Genomic DNA, 18,050 nt, shown 5'->3' with positions numbered 1-18,050 from the left:
GCCGGAAGGCGGGATATTCCATGCCCACGACATGAAAAAGGCGCCCCGAGGGGCGCCCTTGTCATGGTGCGGTCGAAAAGACTCGAACTTTCACTCCGGTTAAGGAACAGCGACCTCAACGCTGCGCGTCTACCAATTCCGCCACGACCGCATTCCGTGGTGGGCGTGACATAGCCGCGCCCGCCGGGTTTGAAAAGGGGTCATTCGGCGGCGATCACCGCGCCGGGCACATAATTCAGCACGGGCGCGAGCCAGCGTTCCGCCTCGGCCAAGCTCATCTCCTTGCGGGCGGCATAGTCGGCAACCTGGTCAGCCTCGACCTTGGCGACGCCGAAGTAATAGGCATCCGGGTGCGCGATATAGAGGCCCGAGACGGAAGACCCCGGCCACATCGCCATCGACTCGGTCAGTTCAACCCCCGTCGCGGCGGTGGCGTCCAGCAGGTCGAAAAGCGTGCGCTTCTCGGTATGGTCGGGCTGGGCAGGATAGCCGGGCGCGGGGCGGATGCCGCGATAGGGTTCGGGGATCAGTTCCACAGGCGTGAAGGACTCGTCGGGGGCATATCCCCAGAACTCGCGCCGCACCCGTTCGTGGACCATCTCGGCCAAGGCCTCGGCGAAACGGTCGGCCAGAGCCTGCAGCAGAATCGCCGAGAAATCGTCATGCGCATCCTTGAACGCCTGCACGCGGGCTGATTCGTCGCCTGCTGTCACGACAAAGCCACCGATCCAGTCGGGCTGCCCTTCCGGCGCCACGAAATCCGCCAGCGCAACGTTCGGCCGCCCGTCGCGCTTGGTCACCTGCTGGCGCAGCGTGTGCATCGTGGCAAGCTCGGTCCCGCGATCCTCGCCCGTCCACAAGCGGATGTCGTCGCCGACGCGGTTCGCGGGCCAGAAACCCACCACGGCCCGAGGGCTGAGCCACTTTTCCTCGACAATCTGCTTCAGCATCGCCTGCGCATCCGCGAACAGCGCGCGGGCGGCCTCGCCCTGAGCAGGATGGTCCAGCAGCTTGGGATATACGCCCTTCATCTCCCAAGTCTGGAAGAACGGCGTCCAGTCGATGTAGCGGGCGGCCTCGGCCAGATCCCAGCCATCAAGGGTCTTCGTGCCGACGAACTGCGGCGGCGTCGCCTCGTAGGCCGACCAGTCAACCTTCACCGCATTCGCCCGCGCATCCTCGATCGACAGCCGGGCACGCTTGTCGTCGCCACGGTTATAGCGGGTGGCAACCTCCTGATATTCATTTCTCACATTGCTGATGTAGCTGATCTTTTCGTCCGACAGCAGGTTCGAGACGACGCCCACGGCACGGCTTGCATCGGTGACATAGACGGTCTGGCCCTTGTGATAGCGCGGGTCGATCTTGACTGCCGTATGCACCCGGCTGGTCGTCGCGCCGCCGATCAGCAGCGGAATGTCGAAGCCCTCGCGTTCCATTTCCGCGGCGACATGCACCATTTCGTCCAGGCTGGGCGTGATGAGGCCGGAAAGGCCGATGATGTCCACCTTCTCGGCCTTGGCGGTCTCAAGGATCTTCTGCGCCGGGACCATCACACCAAGGTCGATGATCTCATAGTTGTTGCAGGCGAGGACCACCCCGACGATATTCTTGCCGATGTCATGAACGTCGCCTTTCACGGTCGCCATCAATATCTTGCCCGCGGAACTTGAGGCGCCGTCGGATTTTTCCGCCTCCATGTATGGCAGAAGGTGGGCGACGGCCTGCTTCATGACACGGGCGGATTTCACCACCTGCGGCAGGAACATCTTGCCCGCGCCGAACAGGTCGCCCACGACGTTCATTCCCGCCATCAGCGGGCCTTCGATGACGTGCAGGGGGCGGGCGGCGGCCAGCCGCGCTTCTTCGGTGTCCTCGGTGATGAACTCGGTGATGCCGTTGACCAACGCGTGTTCCAGCCGCTTGTCCACCGGCCATTCGCGCCAGCGCAGGTCTTTCTCGCGCGCCTTGGCCCCCCCTTCGCCCTTGTAGCGCTCGGCCAGTTCCAGCAGCCGCTCGGTCGAATCCGCACGGCGGTTCAGGACCACGTCCTCGCAGGCCTCGCGCAGTTCCGGGTCGATCTGGTCATAGACGGCAAGCTGCCCCGCGTTCACGATCCCCATGTCCATGCCGGCCTGGATCGCGTGATACAGGAAGACGGCGTGCATCGCCTCGCGCACCGGCTCGTTGCCGCGGAAGCTGAAGGACAGGTTCGAGACGCCGCCCGAGACATGGACATGCGGCAGTTGCTGCCGGATGCGGCGCGTGGCGTTGATGAAATCTACGCCGTAGTTGTCGTGTTCCTCAATCCCCGTGGCGACTGCGAAGATGTTGGGGTCGAAGATGATGTCCTCGGGCGGGAAGCCCACCTCGTTCACCAGCAGGTCATAAGCGCGGGCGCAGATTTCGACCTTGCGGTTTTCCGTGTCGGCCTGCCCCGTCTCGTCGAAGGCCATGACGACAACCGCCGCGCCATAGCGGCGGCAAAGGCGGGCGTGGTGCAGGAACGCCTCCTCGCCCTCCTTGAGGCTGATCGAGTTCACGATTGCCTTTCCTTGCGTGCATTTCAGCCCGGCCTCGATCACCTCCCATTTCGACGAATCGATCATCAGCGGCACGCGGGCGATGTCGGGTTCCGCCGCGATCAGGTTCAGGAAGGCGGTCATGACGGCGGCCGAATCGATCAGCCCTTCGTCCATGTTCACGTCGATGATCTGGGCGCCGTTTTCCACCTGGTCCCGCGCGACCTCCAGCGCGGCCGGATAGTCGCCCGCAGTGATCAGCTTGCGGAAGCGGGCCGAGCCGGTGACGTTCGTCCGTTCCCCCACGTTCACGAAGGGGATCGCATCGGTCTTGACGAAAGGCTCCAGCCCCGACAGCCGCAGTTGCGGCGCGATCTCGGGCACCGAACGGGGGACCTTACCCGCCACGGCTTTGGCAATCGCGGCGATATGTTCGGGCGTCGAGCCGCAGCAGCCGCCGACGATGTTGACCAGCCCTTCCTCGGCAAAGCCGCCGATCTGGGCAGCCATCAGCGCGGGCGTCTCGTCATAGGCCCCCATCTCGTTCGGCAGGCCCGCGTTCGGATAGGCGCAGACCAGCGTATCCGCGACCTCGGACAATTCCGCCAGATGCGGGCGCATCGCATCCGCGCCCAGCGCGCAGTTCAGCCCCACCGTCAGCGGCCGCGCGTGGTGGATCGAGTGCCAGAAGGCCGTTGGCGTCTGCCCCGACAGCGTCCGCCCCGACAGGTCGGTGATCGTGCCCGAGATCATCACGGGCAGGATCAGGCCGGTGTCCTCGAACACCTCTTCGGCGGCAAAGATCGCGGCCTTGGCGTTCAGCGTGTCGAAGATCGTCTCGATCAGGATCAGATCGGCCCCGCCCGCGATCAGCCCCTGGATCTGCTCGGCATAGGCCACGCGCAGCTGGTCGAAGCTGACCGCGCGGAAGCCCGGGTTGTTGACGTCGGGGCTGAGCGAGGCCGTCCGGTTCGTCGGTCCCAGCGCGCCGGCAACCCAGCGCATCCGCCCGTCCTGCGCCGTCGCCCGGTCCAGCGCCCGCCGCGCCAGCGCCGCGCCCTCGCGGTTCAGGGCGAAAACCCGTTCCTGCATCCCGTAATCGGCCTGCGCGATCGAGGTCGAGGAAAAGGTGTTCGTCTCGACGATATCCGCCCCGGCGAGTGCGTATCGGAAATGGATTTCCTCGATCGCCTCGGGCTGGGTCAGGTTCAGAAGGTCGTTGTTGCCCTTCTGCGGATGGTCCGAATGAAGATGACAGGCGCATCCCCCTGCCCGGTTCGTCTCCCCCTGAAAGTCATCCTCGGACAGGCCGAGTTGCTGGATCTGCGTGCCCATCGCCCCGTCGAGGATCAGGATGCGCGCTTGGGCGGCGGCGCGGATGGCATCGAACACAGGGGACAACTTGGGCATGACGGACCTCGGGCAATTACCGGTCCGGTATAGCGGGCAAAGAAGGAAAGGTGAAACTCATGTCTTGCAGATAAGACATGAACTCAGCTCATGATAAATCATAGCGCCATTGCCGGGCACGGGCATTGGCGCCATGTCGCGCGCAAGATCAGCCTTCCTGCGACGCCGGCCTAAACGAAATCAAGCGGATCATGGTTCTTGAAGATATAAACGTCGTCGCCGACCTTCATCACCGTGTCGGGACCGGCGGCATGAAGACCCCCGAACACCCGCATCTCCATGATCGCCTTAAGCCCGAAGGTGCCGCCGATGCTGATACTGTCAACGCCGATCTCGAAATCGGTGAAGGTCGCCCTGCTCTGCCCCGAGGAATGGATGTTCAGAAAGACGAAGTGATCGGCCCCCGCGCCCCCGGTCAAGAAACTGGTGCTGATGCCGCTCATGTTGCAGACGAACCGGTCGTTTCCGTTGCCGCCATCCAGGTAGTCGGTCCCCGCGCCACCGTCGAGATAATCGTCGCCGTCCCCGCCGTTCAGCACATCATTGCCGTTGTTGCCGTAAAGCGTGTCATCGCCCGCCTGGCCATGCAGGGTGTCGTTCCCCTCGCCGCCATGCAGGGTATCGGCATGATTGCCGCCAAGCAGCAGGTCATGACCGCCATTGCCGATCAGCCGGTCGTCGCCGTCGCCGCCGGTGATCGTGTCGTTATCGGCGTTTCCGTCGATCACGTCGGCGCCGTCGCCTCCGTCCAGGCTGTCATGCCCGCCGCCGCCAAGGAGTTCGTCATCGCCGTCGTCGCCATGGATGGTGTCGTTCCCGACCGCGCCCAGAAGCCGGTCGTCCCCCGCTCCTCCGCGGATCAGGTCGTTGCCGTTGCCGCCGTCCAGCGTATCCGCGCCGTCATTCCCCCATAGGGTATCGTTGCCGGCCCCCGCGGCGATGTGGTCATCGCCGGCACCGCCTTCCAGCCAGTCATTGCCGGTGCTGCCGGTGATGGTGTCGTCGCCCCCAAGCCCGTGCACGCGCCCGCCGTCGCGGGTGAAACGCTCGCCCTGGATGTCCTGGAAGCCGACCGCGATGCTGTCCGCGTCTTCCGTGCCCTGGATGATCCCGTCCGGCCGGCGGAGGTTCATCAGGATCACCTGGCCCGCCCCCCAGTCCAGCATCATGTCATCGACGACGCCATCGCCGTCATGGTCCAGGTATTGTCCCGCTTCCATGATGCGATCGCTGCCCCAGAGCTGCCCGCCCAGTGTCAGCCGGTCCCCCTGATCATGGCGCAGATCCGTGATCACGGCCTTGCCGGCCGACAGGATGAACTGATCGGCACCGCGTCCGCCGGTCAAAATGTCGCTGCCCGCGCCATCGTGCAGCACGTCGTCCCCGTCGCCGCCCGACAGCACGTCATCCCCCGCGCCGCCATGCAGCGTATCATCGTCGCCCTGCCCGAAAAGATAGTCGCGCCCAGAGGTTCCGGTCAGGACATCGTTCCCCCGGCCGCCATAAAGCATGTTCATCGCCTGATCGATGGCCGTCAGCGTGTCGTTGCCACCATGGCCGGCAGCATAGCCAAGGCCTTTCAGGTTCAGCCAGGTGCCATCTTCGGCATAAACGTTGCCTGGCAGCAGCGTGGCGGTGATCCGGTCGTTGCCGGCGCGGGCCGGATCATTCTCATCCAGCAGAAAGCCGTTCATCCCGTGGGCATAGCTGTCGGGATGCTGGAAGTTGATGAAGCGACCGTTGTTGATGGTGACAAAGGACGAGCCGCTGGTCTCGGCCCCCGGGAACCAGCCAAGGCCGATCCCGGCATCGGCAAACACCTCATAGGCGCGCGCCATCCAGAAGGACACGTCGCCCGACCGAACATCGTTTACTGCCGAGCCGAGCGCATTTGTCTCGGTCAGGATCACGTCATCATCGCCCAAGGCCGCATACTGCTGGCGGATGAAGGACTCGAAGCCCTCGATCTCCTGCCCGGCAGAGCGGGTCCAGTGGGGATAGAGATGCGCCGACCAGACCAGATCCGCGCCCGCGGCCTGCCGGATCTGGTCGAGAACGCTGCGCCCGTCTTCGCTGGACGCGGTTCTGGCCAGAACGTCGAACTGGGCGGAATACATCCACCCGCCGATCATGATCTTCGCGTCGGAATGCGCCTCGACCAGCGCCGCGAATTCGGCCATGTGGTCGCCGTAGAGCCGCACGAACTCGCCGGTGCCGCCGGCGAGGTTTTCCGCGCGTCCGTAGGCCGCAGGCTCGTTCGCGGCCTCAAGCGCGTAGATGGCCGCGTCCACGACGGGGTGGCGGTCGAGCCAGGCGAACATCCTTTCCCATGTCCCGATCATCCGGTCGTGGACCGATCCGCCCAGCGCGTCGCGCATCTGCGCCAGATTGGCGCTGTTGTTCTCGCCCAGTTGCTGCGTCTCGCCGTCGGCATAGACCATGACGATCCCGAAGCCCTGTCGCGCGGCTTCGACAAGGAAGCGTTCGTACATGGGATCAAGGCTTCCATCCGCGTTGAACGAATAGGCGTTGAACGGAAGCCGCAGGGTGTTCACATCCGGCAGGCTCTGCCGCAGCAACCGGGCATAAGCCTCGGGCTGGTTTTCCATCCCCATGGGGCGCGTCTGGAACTGCGACTGCCAGATATAGTATTTTTCGTTGCCGGCGATATTGCCCGCGTATGTGCCATTGGCCCTGTCTGCCCACATGACCTCTTCGGCCATGACCTGCAGGTTGATCATGTTGATATGAGCAGTAGCTGACATGGACAGCCTCTTTTCTATCTTAGGTTGATTCTCTCGATTATTCTGCCCTTATAGTTGTGAAGGTTAGGTAAGACACGCTAATGGATAGTTAAAACTATAATAAACAACTTTAAGTTGCGATCCATGAACAAGCTGCTGAAAGCCTTCACAGAGGCAGTTCAGAATGCAGGTATCCGGCCTCAAATTATTGATATATTAAGATCATTCCTGCAGTCATGCGCAGGAAGAACGATGACCTTCTCTGCGGCACCCGACGAAGCCGGACAGAAGTGCATGGGATTTTAGGCAGAACAGCGCCGTGCCGTTCCGCGGCAGCCTGGCCGTGAACCGCGCTTCAGCGGCTCACGGCCATGTCGTCGCGGTGAACAAGGGCCGCGCGGACCTGTTCGCCCAGAAGCGCGGCGATCTCATTGCTGCGCTTGCCCGCGATCTGCACGGCGTCGGTCGAATCGTACCGTGCCAGTCCCTGTCCCAGTGCAGCGCCGGACGGCCCGCGGATCAGCACCGGATCGCCGCGATGGAAGACTCCGGTGACCTGCCGCACCCCGGCGGGCAGCAGCGAGCGGCCATCCGCCAGCGCCCGCGCCGCGCCCTCGTCCACGATCAGCTCGCCCCGCGGCTTCATCGCCGCGATCCACCGCTTGCGGGCGGCCTGAGGGTCGCCTTCTGGCAGGAACCACGTCACCCGCGCGCCATCGGCCACTGCCGACAGCGGCCGCATCACGGCCCCTTGGGCGATCGCCATTGCGCAGCCGCCGGAAACGGCGGTGCGCGCGGCCATCAGCTTGGTCTTCATCCCGCCCTTGGACAGCCCGGACACGGGCTCGCCGCCCATGGCCTCGATCTCGGGTGTCAGCGCCTCGACCACGGGAAGATGCCGGGCCGAGGGGTCGATCCGGGGATTCGCCGTGTAAAGCCCGTCCACGTCCGACAGCAGCAGAAGCTGGTCCGCCCCGCAGGTCACGGCGATCTGCGCGGCCAGCCGGTCGTTGTCGCCATAGCGGATCTCGTCGGTCGCCACGGTGTCGTTCTCGTTGACGATGGGCACCACGCCCAGGCCCAGCAGGGTTTCCATCGTCGCGCGGCTGTTGAGGTAACGGCGGCGGTTCTCGGTATCCTCCAGCGTCACGAGGATCTGCGCGGTGGTCACGCCATGGGGGGCCAGCATCTCCTCATAGGCGCGGGCAAGCCGGATCTGGCCCACGGCAGCGGCGGCCTGCGATTGTTCGAGCGTCAGCGCACCCGAGGGCAGGCCCAGCACCCGGCGCCCCAGCGCGATGGACCCCGACGACACCAGCACCACGTCGCTGCCCCGCTGCCGCCACAGCGCCACGTCCTCGCAGAGCGCCCGCAGCCAGTCGGCGCGCAGCCCCTCGGCCGCGACCAGCAGGGCGCTGCCGATCTTGATGACCAGACGCCGCGCCTTCGCGATGTCAGGCGTCACGGCTGCCATGTCGTCGTTTTCTCGACCTTCGGCGCGCGGGTCGGCACGATCTTCTCCCACAAGGCGCGCAGCACCTCGGTCAGCCCCTCGCGCGAGACACCGGACATGGACAGCACCTGCCCGCCGACTTCCGCCTGCAGGGCGGCCAGACGCTCGGCCCGGGTCTCTTCGTCCAGCGCGTCGATCTTGTTCAGGACGGTGATGCGCGGCTTCTCGGCCAGAACCGGCGAATAGGCCTCAAGCTCGGTCAGGATCGTGCGGGCATCCGCCGCCACCTCCTCGGACGTGCCATCCACCAGATGCAGCAGCACGTTCGAGCGTTCCACATGGCCAAGGAACTGGTCGCCCAGACCCTTGCCCTCGCTGGCCCCTTCGATCAGCCCGGGAATGTCGGCCATCACGAACTCATGCCCGTCGATGCCGACCACGCCGAGGTTCGGGACCAGCGTGGTAAAGGGATAGTCCGCGATCTTGGGCCGGGCGTTCGACACGGCGGCCAGAAAGGTGGACTTGCCCGCGTTGGGCAGCCCGACCAGCCCCGCATCGGCGATCAGCTTCAGCCGCAGCCACAGCGTCCGTTCCACCCCCGGCAGGCCGGGGTTGGCATGACGCGGCGCGCGGTTGGTCGAGGACTTGAAATACAGGTTCCCGAAGCCGCCGTTGCCGCCCTTAGCCAGCAATACGCGCTGCCCGGCCTCGGTCAGGTCGGCGATCACCGTCTCCTGATCCTCGTCGAGGATCTCGGTCCCGACCGGCACCTTCAGCACGATATCGTCTCCGCTCGCGCCGGTGCGCTGCGCCCCCATGCCGTGCTGGCCGGATTTCGCAAAGAAATGCTGCTGATAGCGGAAGTCGATCAGGGTGTTCAGCCCCTCAACCGCCTCAGCCCAGACATCGCCGCCGCGACCGCCGTCGCCGCCATCCGGGCCCCCGTATTCGATGAACTTCTCGCGCCGGAAGGACACCGCGCCCGCGCCGCCGCCGCCCGAGCGGATATAGACCTTGGCAAGATCGAGGAACTTCATGGACGGCATCTCCGGCTGTTGCGCATGGGGATACGCGGCCCGTCTTCACCACGCAAGGCAAAGGCCGCCTCCCTGCCGGGCTTCTTCTTCGCCTAAATATCCCGGGGTGAGGGCCGCAGGCCCGAGGGGCAGCGCCCCTGTCTTACAATCAAGCTCGCCCCTTCCCAAATCGACGGCATGACCCAGCCCATCGCCTTCGACAACAGCTACGCCCGGCTCGGCCCCGGCTTCTTCACCCGGACCCCGCCGACCCCGGTCGCCCAGCCCGGCCTGATCGCAGTCAATGACGCACTTGCACAACGGCTCGGCATTGACGCGGACTGGCTGCGCGGCCCGCAGGGACTGGCGATGATCGCCGGGAACACGCCCCCCGAGGGCGCCGAGCCGATCGCCCAGGCCTATGCCGGCCACCAGTTTGGCGGCCTGTCGCCCCAGCTTGGCGATGGCCGCGCGGTGCTGCTGGGCGAGGTCGTGGCCCCTGACGGCGGGCGCTTCGACATTCAGCTCAAGGGCTCCGGCCCCACCCCCTTTTCGCGCCGGGGCGATGGCCGCGCCTGGCTTGGTCCGGTGCTGCGCGAATACGCGGTCAGCGAGTTCATGCACGCCATGGGGGTCCCCACCACCCGCGCCCTTGCTGCCGTCACGACCGGAGAGGTCGTCTTGCGCGAATCCGCCCTGCCCGGCGCGGTCCTGACCCGCGTGGCGTCCAGCCACATCCGCGTCGGCACCTTCGAGTTCTTCGCCATCCGTGGCGATACGGACCGGCTGCGGGCGCTGGCCGATCATGTCATCGCCCGCCACTACCCGGATGCATCCTCGCCCATGGACCTGCTTGGCCAGGTCGTCGCGCGGCAGGCGGAGACCATATCGCACTGGATGGCGCTGGGCTTCGTCCATGGCGTCATGAACACCGACAACATGGCCGTGTCGGGCGAAACCATCGACTACGGCCCCTGCGCCTTCATGGACGCCTATCACCCCGACACGGTGTTTTCGTCCATCGACCGCCACGGCCGCTATGCCTGGTCCCAGCAGCCGCAGGTCGCCGTATGGAATCTCGCGCAGCTTGCGTCCTGCCTTTTGCCGCTGATGCCCGATCCCGAGGCGGCGGTGCCTGAAGCCACCCGGATCGTCCACGGCTTCCCCGCCCTTTATCAGGCAGCTTGGCTCAAGCGCTTCGCCGACAAGCTGGGGCTGGCCGAGGCCGCGATGGAGGACCGCCCGCTGGTCGAGCGCCTGCTGACGATGATGGCCCAGCAGGAAGCCGACTTCACCCGCACATTCCGGGGCCTCGTGACCGGAGAGACTGCAGCCGAGTTCGCCGACCCCCAGCCTTTCCGTGACTGGGAACGCGACTGGCGCGCGCGCGGCCCCGACCTGGGCCTCGCGGCGCGGGCGAACCCCGCCCGCATCCCCCGCAACCACCGCATCCAGCAGGCCATCGACGCGGGCGTAACGGGCGACTTCGCCCCCTTTAACCGACTCGCCCTCGCCGTGACCCACCCCCTCGACGACCGCGCCGACTGGGCCGACCTCGCCCTGCCCCCGGCCACGGGCGAGGAAGTGCGCGTGACCTATTGCGGCACCTGAGCGTTCGTCGGACAACCTCTTCGACCCGGACCCGGACGGACTGACCATGCGCCTGCGCCTTGCCAGCTACAACCTGCACAAGTGCCGGGGCACCTTCGGCCCCTATGCGCCCGAGCGGAACCTCGAGGTCATCGCCGGCCTCGGCGCCGATGTGGTGGCGCTGCAGGAGGTCGATTTCCGCATGGGCCAGCGTCCCGAGGCCCTGCCCCGCAACATGATCGAATCGGCGACGGGGCTGGTGCCGGTCGAACACCGCCGCACCTCGGACCAGTCGCTGGGCTGGCACGGGCAGACGATCCTGCTGCGCCCGGATCTGGTCGAACACGCGCGTTCCCAGCCTTTGGCGCTGCCGGGGGTGGAACCGCGCGGCGCGGTCATGCTGCGGCTGCCGGAACTGACGGTGATCGCCACCCACCTGGGGCTGATGCGCTCGTCGCGGCGGGCGCAGCTTGCGCGGCTGGCCGCCAAGGTCGGGCGGGCCGGCGGCAACCCCGTGGTGCTGACGGGCGACTTCAATGAATGGCGGGGCGAGCGCGGGCTTGAGGCGCTGACCGACCTTGACGTGATCGCGCCGGGGGAAAGCTGGCCCGCCGCCGCGCCGCAACTGCGCTATGACCGCATCGCGGTCTCGCCCGGCATCGAGGTGCTGGACTGCGGCGTGCTGGACACGCCGCTTGCCCGCATCGCCTCGGACCACCTGCCGATCTGGGCCGATCTCTGGGTACGCGGGCAGGGCTGAGAGGCTGGTGGCGCAAACAGCGCGCTCGCGGCTTCCGCCGGGCGGCTTCCGGGGCTAGAAGACGCGCGAACCCGCCCCAAAGGACAGGAACCGCCCCATGACCGCCATCATCGACATCTTTGCGCGCGAGATCCTCGACAGCCGCGGCAATCCCACCGTCGAGGTGGACGTGACGCTCGAAGACGGCACGATGGGCCGGGCGGCGGTGCCGTCGGGCGCGTCCACCGGCGCGCATGAGGCGGTGGAAAAGCGCGACGGCGACACGGCGCGCTACCTGGGCAAGGGCGTGCTGGAGGCCGTGGCCTCGGTCAACGGCGAGCTTTCCGAGGCGCTGATCGGCGAGGACGCGACCGAGCAACTGGCCATCGACCGCATGATGTGTGAGCTGGACGGCACCGCCAACAAGGGCCGACTGGGCGCGAACGCCATCCTCGGCGTGTCGCTGGCCGTCGCCAAGGCCGCGGCCGAGGCGACCGGCCAGCCGCTCTACCGCTATGTCGGCGGCACGGGCGCGCGCATCCTGCCGGTGCCGATGATGAACATCATCAACGGCGGCGAGCACGCCGACAACCCGATCGACATCCAGGAATTCATGGTGATGCCGGTCAGCGCGGAGAACATCCGCGAGGCCGTCCGCATGGGGTCCGAGGTCTTCCACACGCTGAAGAAGGAACTGTCGGCGGCGGGCTTGGCGACCGGCGTGGGCGACGAAGGGGGCTTTGCGCCGAACCTGTCCTCCACACGCGACGCGCTCGACTTCATCCTGCGCTCGATCGAGAAGGCCGGCTACAAGCCGGGCGACGACATCATGCTGTCGCTCGACTGCGCCTCGACCGAATACTTCAAGGACGGCCGCTACGAGATGGTCGGCGAAGGCAAGTCCTTCACCTCGGCCGAGAACGTGGACTGGCTCGCCGCGCTCTGCGCCGACTACCCGATCCTGTCCATCGAGGACGGCTGCGCCGAGGACGACTGGGACGGCTGGCGCCTGCTGACCGAGAAGCTGGGCAGCTCGGTCCAGCTTGTGGGCGACGACCTGTTCGTGACCAACCCGGCGCGGCTGGCCGAGGGGATCGCCCAAGGCTGCGGCAACTCGCTGCTGGTCAAGGTCAACCAGATCGGCACCCTGTCTGAAACGCTGGACGCGGTGCGGATGGCGGATCGGGCGGGCTACACCTCGGTCATGTCGCACCGCTCGGGCGAGACCGAGGACGCCACCATCGCCGATCTCGCGGTCGCGACCAACTGCGGGCAGATCAAGACCGGCAGCCTCGCGCGCTCCGACCGGCTGGCGAAATACAACCAGCTCATCCGCATCGAGGAAATGCTGGGCGCAACCGCCGAATACGCGGGCCGCTCGATCCTGAGGAGGTGAACTTTTCGCCCGAAGCCGGGGCTTGCCTGCTTCCGCTTCGCCGCTTCGGTGGCCCGCTGCGCTAGAAAACGGTCCATCGGCTGCACATGACCGGAAAACATCCGTGCGGCTGTTTTCCAGTCCACCTGCTGCCCGGGAACCCTGAAGCCGCGCCGATAGCGGAAACCCGAACCCTGCTCGACCTGCGGCAGCGAGCCAGTCCGATCCCTTCAGCAAGGCAGCCGGGCTTCGGATAGTTGACGGGCGGAATCTTGCCCGCCATGGTGGCATTCGCGCCCGCCAGCCCCTATCTTCCGTCAAAAGGCATCCCAAGGATCGACATGACTCTGAGGACCGAACATGCACCCGCCGAACGCGTTCTGGGCGAGGCGGTGCGGCGCGGTGCGCTCGGGCGCTGCCCCAACTGCGGGCAGGCGCGGATCTTCACCGGCTACCTGCGCGTCAAGGATCACTGCCCGAACTGCAACGAGGAACTGCACCACCACCGCGCCGACGACGGCCCGGCCTATGTGACGATCCTCATCGTCGGGCATGTGGCGACCGTTCTTCTGCTGACGGTCTACATGCTCTATCGCCCCTCGTCCGAGGTGCTGATGGCGGTGTTCCTCGGCGGCTCGCTGGTGGCCTCGCTGATCCTGCTGCCGATCATCAAGGGCGCTTGGGTCGGGATGCAATGGGCCAAGCGGATGCACGGCTTCGACGGCGCGGGCGAGGATCGGCCCCCGCAGCCGTGACCACGCCCGCGCCCCTCGCCCACCCGTCCGACCCCGCGCGGTCCGGCAAGCCGGCGGCGGACCGCATCCGCGATGCGGCGACGGTGATCCTGATCGACCGGGACCGGACCGGCGGCCCTTCCGTCCTGATGGGGATGCGGGGGGCGGGCGCGGCCTTCATGCCCTCGAAATACGTATTTCCCGGCGGGGCGGTGGATGCCGAGGACGACGCGCCCTGCCCTGACGCGCTGTCGGACCAGTGCCGTGGCCGGCTTGCGGCCGAGCCTCTGGCAGGCGCCAGCGTCACGCCAGACGCGCTCGCCTGCGCGGCGCTGCGCGAGATGGTCGAGGAAACCGGCCTGACCCTTGCGCCGTCCGCCGACGATCCGTTGCTGTTCGTCTTCCGTGCGATCACGCCGCCCGGTCGCCCGCGCCGCTTTGACGCCCGCTTTTTCCTGATCGACGCGCGCAACATCGTCGGCGACCGCGACGACTTTTCCGGCGCCTGCGATGAGCTGAGCCACCTGCACTGGGTCCCGCTGACCGAGGCCCGTGCCCTTGACCTGCCCTTCATCACCGAGGTCGTGCTGGCCGAGGTCGAGGCGCTGGTCCGCGCTGCAGACGGCGGTCCGCTGCATGTGCCCCGGACCGTGCCCTTCTTCGACAATCGCGGGTCCGAGCCGCGTTTTCTTCAGCTTTCCTGATCGCGCATCAGCGCGTCGAGCCGCGCCCGTTCCTCGGCCGTAAGCCCCGCAGGCGCAGGCGCCGCCTCGGGCCGGCGTCCGCGCAGGAACAGGAATGCCCCCACGGCGGCAACCAGCGCCATCAGCGGCCCGGCCCAGTAGAGGATGAGGTTCCCGCCCTCGGCCCTCGGTTGGAACAAAACGAACTCGCCGAAGCGGTCGGTCACCGCGTCGATCACCTGCACGTCGCTGTCGCCGGCAACCAGCCGCTCGCGGACATACAGCCGCAGGTCGCGGCTGATCGGCGCGTTCGATTCATCGATGTTCTCGCCCTGGCAGACGGGGCAGCGCAGCATCTGACCGATCTCGCGGGCGCGATGCTCAAGCGCAGGGTCTGCCAGCACCTCGTCGGGCTGCACGGCCCATGTCGCCTGTGCCGCGACCAGTGCAAGCACGGTAGCAATTGCCCGCAGCCCCCTCATTCCGCGGCCACCGCACGCGGGGCGGGCTTGCGCGCGGTCGCGGCCACCCGCCAGCGCCGGTCGGTCAGGCTGATGAGGCCCCCCAGTGCCATCAGCCCCGACCCCATCCAGATCCAGAAGGCGAAGGGCTTGACATAGCTGCGGACCGCCCATCCCCCGCCTTGCTGCGGATCGCCGATGACAAGATAAAGATCGCCCACGAAGGAGGTGCGGATCGCCGCCTCGGTCGTCGGCATCGCCTGCACCGGATAGACGCGCTTTTCGGGATGCAGCACGCCGATCTCGCGCCCGTCGCGCATTACCCGCAAGGCGGCGGTGGTCGAGATGTAGTTCGGACCCTGCACCTCGGATACGTCCTCAAGCGTGATCTGGTATCCGGCAACCTCGAAGGTTTCGCCTTCGCGCGCGACGCGGATGTCCTCGACCGACCAGGCCATGAGCAGGCTGATGCCGACAAAGGTGACGCCGAGTCCCGCATGGGCCACGACCCGGCCCCAGTCGGCGCGCGGCAGCCGCAACAGGCGTCCGGCCTGCCCGCCTGCCCGCTGCCAGATGTCCAGGGCGGCGCCGGCGATGATCCAGGTGCCCAGCGCCGTGCCGATGACGGCAAGCCCGCTGTTGCCGGTGGATACCGCATAGACCAGCGCGGCAACCGCCAGTGTCAGGATCGCGGCGGGCATCAGCGTCCGGCTGGCGCGGGCGATGCTGCCGCGTTTCCACGGCAGGATCGAGCCGATGGGCAGCGCCACGGCCAGCGCGATCATGAAGGGCGTGAAGGCCTTTTCAAAGAACGGCGCACCGACGGACAGGCGGCGGTCCCACATCATTTCCGCGACCAGCGGCCAGATCGTGCCGATGAAGACCACGAAGCAGGCGACCGCCAGCAGCAGGTTGTTCAGCAGCAAGGCCCCTTCCCGCGACACCGGGGCGAAGACCCCTCGTGTTGTCATGGCCCCTGCCCGCGCCGCATAAAGCGTCAGCGCCCCGCCCACGAAGAAGGCGGTGATGCCGAGGATAAACACCCCCCGCGCCGGATCGCTGGCGAAGCTGTGGACCGAGGTGATGACGCCCGAGCGCACGATGAACGTCCCCACCAGCGAGAAGCCGAAGGCGAGGATTGCCAGAAGGATCGTCCAGCTTTTCAGCGCCTCGCGCTTTTCGACGACGATGGCGGAATGCAGCAGGGCCGCGGCGATCAGCCAAGGCATGAAGCTGGCGTTTTCCACCGGGTCCCAGAACCAGAAGCCGCCCCAGCCAAGCTCGTAATAGGCCCACCATGACCCCAGCGCGATGCCGATGGTCAGGAACACCCACGCAGCCAGCGTCCAGGGCCGCACCCAGCGCGCCCATGCAGCATCCACCCGCCCCTCGATCAGAGCGGCCACGGCGAAGCTGAAGGACATCGAGAGGCCGACGTAGCCGAGGTAAAGGAACGGCGGATGAAAGGCCAATCCGGGGTCCTGCAGCAGCGGGTTCAGGTCTCGCCCGTCGAAGGCGGGCGGGCTCATCCGCGCGAAGGGGTTCGACGTGAAGATGATGAAGGCCAGGAACGAGGCCCCGATCGCCCCCTGCACCGCCAGCACGCGGGCGCGCAACCCGGGCGGCAGATGCTCGCCGAAGCTGGCCGCCGTCGCGCCGAACAGGGCGAGGATCAGAACCCACATCAGCATGGACCCCTCGTGGTTCCCCCAGACGCCGGTGATCTTGTAGATCATCGGCTTGGCCGAGTGGCTGTTCTCGTAGACCAGCGCCACGCTGAAATCCGAGGTGATGAAGGCCACTGTCAGCGCCGCGAAGGCGATGCCCAGCAGCCCGAACTGCGCCACCGCCGCGGGGCGGGCGCTGTCCATCCAGGCGGGCCAGCCGCGCGCGGCGCCGGCCATCGGCACGACCGCCTGGAACAACGCGACGCCAAGGGCGAGGATCAGCGCGAAATGTCCAAGCTCGGCAATCATGGAAAAACCCCCGGATGAAGCCCGGGGGTTACAGTAAGGTCTGACGCGCCCCACCACCAGCCCCAAGGCCGCGCCGGGTTGTCACAGGGCTGTCAGCCCCGCAGCGACCGCGCCCAGTCCCGCAGCGCGGCGTTGTCGGCGAAATCGTCCTCGGACAGCGTGAAGGACGCGGCCGGGGTGGCTTCCGCCGCTGCGTCGGGGGCGGTCGGGACAAGGGGTGCGCGCCAGCCCTCGTCCACGGGAACCTGCGGCGCGGTCCAGCCTGCATCGCCCGCGACCGTGGTGCGGACCTTGGCAGAGGGCCAGACCCGCCTGCGGAAGTAATGCGCCTCGCGCGCGCCGAAGTAGAAGCTGACGATGGCGCCCATCAGCCACCACAGCGGCTCGGGCACCAGCGCCAGACCCTCCATACGTGCCGAGAAGCCGGGCGGATCGACCATCGCATAGCCGAACAGCCCGATGGTGCCCAGGGTCAGCAGCGGGCGCGGCAGGCGGTTCAGCCCGTTCATCAGGCTGTCCCACCATGTGTGTGGAGCCTGGCTGAATTCGGCCTGCGCCTGGCCAATGGCGCGGGCATAGGCCTCCTCGTCCAGTTCCATCCGACGGGTGACGTTGGGGGTGAAGATCTCGGCCACGCTGCCGGCGGCCTCGGTCACGGCGGCGATCCCGCCGGAACGCGTGAGAAAGCGGTCGATCATGCCCATCGGGCGGTCCTTTCGCGGTGCTGCGCGTCGGTCAGGTGATGGCGGGGGGCGATGAACTCCTCGGCCCGGGTGATCCAGCCGCCCTTGCCGCCGTCCTTGCGCCGCGCGAACTTGCGGCTGGCCGGGCGAACGTCGGCCAGCGCATAGTAATAGTTGCGCCGCGCGATGCCGTAGGCGTCGGCCAGATGCGCCGGGGCCACCGCCGCCGCGGCCCGGACGGCGGCCTCGGTCCTTGGCCCGACAAGCCCGTCGTCGGCGCAGGGAAAGCCCATGCGCGACACCAGCCGCTGCAGGATCTTCACCGCATTGGCCCCGGCATTCACCTGCATGTCGAAGACGCTGGCCTGCACCACTTGCGGCAGGCGGTCCAGACGCGGGCGACGGAAGTAATGCTCGACATAGATGCGAGCGGCCTGCGCGGGGTCCAGCTTGCGCACATCCGCCTTGTCCACCCGGCCGTTGCCGTCGAGGTCCAGCCCCAGCGACCGCATCGTGCCGATGGTGACGCCGTGGTTCGTGGCCCCGCCGGGGTCATCGGGATCGTCCACGAACCCCCCTTCGCGCGCCACGATGGCGGCGGCTATCTGTTCGACTGTCTGCATCCCCTGCTCCCTCTTTCGAGGCAGGCAGGATGGCGCGGCCG

At 67.0% G+C, this 18,050-nt stretch carries 13 protein-coding genes and 1 tRNA gene; 5 read left to right on the top strand and 9 right to left on the bottom strand.

All coding sequences use genetic code 11. From position 1 onward, the window contains the following. Nucleotides 1-64: 64 nt before the first annotated feature. From JGR78_RS01275 to obgE, 5 genes are all read right to left on the bottom strand, one after another. Nucleotides 65-151 (bottom strand) — tRNA-Leu (locus JGR78_RS01275). A 49-nt stretch (nucleotides 152-200) separates the two neighbouring features. Then, nucleotides 201-3,932 carry a methionine synthase gene (gene metH / locus JGR78_RS01270; RefSeq protein WP_182805234.1) on the bottom strand — a complete coding sequence of 1,244 codons (3,732 nt, stop codon included), beginning with the start codon at nucleotides 3,930-3,932 and terminating at the stop codon, nucleotides 201-203. Nucleotides 3,933-4,102: 170 nt separating this feature from the next. Next, a complete protein-coding gene (locus JGR78_RS18490; protein WP_182805232.1) occupies nucleotides 4,103-6,697 on the bottom strand; it encodes a calcium-binding protein in 2,595 nt (864 codons plus the stop codon). A gap of 334 nt (nucleotides 6,698-7,031) precedes the next feature. Next, nucleotides 7,032-8,150 (bottom strand): glutamate 5-kinase, encoded by a 1,119-nt coding sequence (gene proB / locus JGR78_RS01260; RefSeq protein WP_182805230.1) that lies wholly within the window; start codon nucleotides 8,148-8,150, stop codon nucleotides 7,032-7,034. Next, nucleotides 8,138-9,166 carry a GTPase ObgE gene (gene obgE / locus JGR78_RS01255; RefSeq protein WP_182792997.1) on the bottom strand — a complete coding sequence of 343 codons (1,029 nt, stop codon included), beginning with the start codon at nucleotides 9,164-9,166 and terminating at the stop codon, nucleotides 8,138-8,140. The genes proB and obgE overlap by 13 nt, the downstream gene beginning before the upstream one ends. Nucleotides 9,167-9,343: 177 nt before the next feature. Here obgE and JGR78_RS01250 point away from each other — a divergent pair, with 177 nt between their 5' ends. From JGR78_RS01250 to JGR78_RS01230, 5 genes are all read left to right on the top strand, one after another. After that, on the top strand, nucleotides 9,344-10,756 hold the full coding sequence (locus JGR78_RS01250) for a YdiU family protein (RefSeq protein WP_182792998.1): 1,413 nt from the start codon (nucleotides 9,344-9,346) through the stop codon (nucleotides 10,754-10,756). Between the two features lie 46 nt (nucleotides 10,757-10,802). Continuing rightward, a complete protein-coding gene (locus JGR78_RS01245; protein WP_182792999.1) occupies nucleotides 10,803-11,495 on the top strand; it encodes an endonuclease/exonuclease/phosphatase family protein in 693 nt (230 codons plus the stop codon). A gap of 97 nt (nucleotides 11,496-11,592) precedes the next feature. Next, on the top strand, nucleotides 11,593-12,870 hold the full coding sequence (gene eno, locus JGR78_RS01240; protein ID WP_182805228.1) for a phosphopyruvate hydratase: 1,278 nt from the start codon (nucleotides 11,593-11,595) through the stop codon (nucleotides 12,868-12,870). Nucleotides 12,871-13,190: 320 nt separating this feature from the next. After that, nucleotides 13,191-13,604: a DUF983 domain-containing protein gene (locus JGR78_RS01235; protein ID WP_182793001.1), complete on the top strand. Its 414-nt coding sequence runs from the start codon at nucleotides 13,191-13,193 to the stop codon at nucleotides 13,602-13,604. Beyond that, nucleotides 13,601-14,287 (top strand): DNA mismatch repair protein MutT, encoded by a 687-nt coding sequence (locus tag JGR78_RS01230; protein ID WP_370576453.1) that lies wholly within the window; start codon nucleotides 13,601-13,603, stop codon nucleotides 14,285-14,287. Before JGR78_RS01235 ends, JGR78_RS01230 begins: the two co-directional genes overlap by 4 nt. Here JGR78_RS01230 and JGR78_RS01225 read toward each other — a convergent pair. The 4 genes from JGR78_RS01225 to JGR78_RS01210 form a co-directional block, all read right to left on the bottom strand. Beyond that, complete coding sequence (locus tag JGR78_RS01225) at nucleotides 14,275-14,739, bottom strand: cytochrome c-type biogenesis protein (protein WP_200559485.1); 465 nt, start codon at nucleotides 14,737-14,739, stop codon at nucleotides 14,275-14,277. The two genes, JGR78_RS01230 and JGR78_RS01225, sit on opposite strands and share 13 nt — an antisense overlap. Nucleotides 14,740-14,744: 5 nt before the next feature. Continuing rightward, the gene (locus tag JGR78_RS01220; RefSeq protein ID WP_182793003.1) at nucleotides 14,745-16,703 is read right to left on the bottom strand and encodes a heme lyase CcmF/NrfE family subunit; all 1,959 of its coding nucleotides are present in this window, start codon (nucleotides 16,701-16,703) and stop codon (nucleotides 14,745-14,747) included. 92 nt (nucleotides 16,704-16,795) lie between these two features. Further along, nucleotides 16,796-17,407, bottom strand: coding sequence for a holin family protein (locus JGR78_RS01215; RefSeq protein WP_182793004.1), 612 nt, complete (start codon nucleotides 17,405-17,407; stop codon nucleotides 16,796-16,798). Then, nucleotides 17,398-18,009: a holin-associated N-acetylmuramidase gene (locus tag JGR78_RS01210; RefSeq protein ID WP_182793005.1), complete on the bottom strand. Its 612-nt coding sequence runs from the start codon at nucleotides 18,007-18,009 to the stop codon at nucleotides 17,398-17,400. Before JGR78_RS01210 ends, JGR78_RS01215 begins: the two co-directional genes overlap by 10 nt. Nucleotides 18,010-18,050 lie beyond the last annotated feature (41 nt).

Origin of the sequence: Paracoccus sp. MC1862 (genome assembly GCF_016617715.1) — a bacterium.
Taxonomy (GTDB): domain Bacteria; phylum Pseudomonadota; class Alphaproteobacteria; order Rhodobacterales; family Rhodobacteraceae; genus Paracoccus.
Note: the sequence above shows the minus strand (reverse complement) of the source record. Positions and strands in the feature narration are given on the sequence as shown.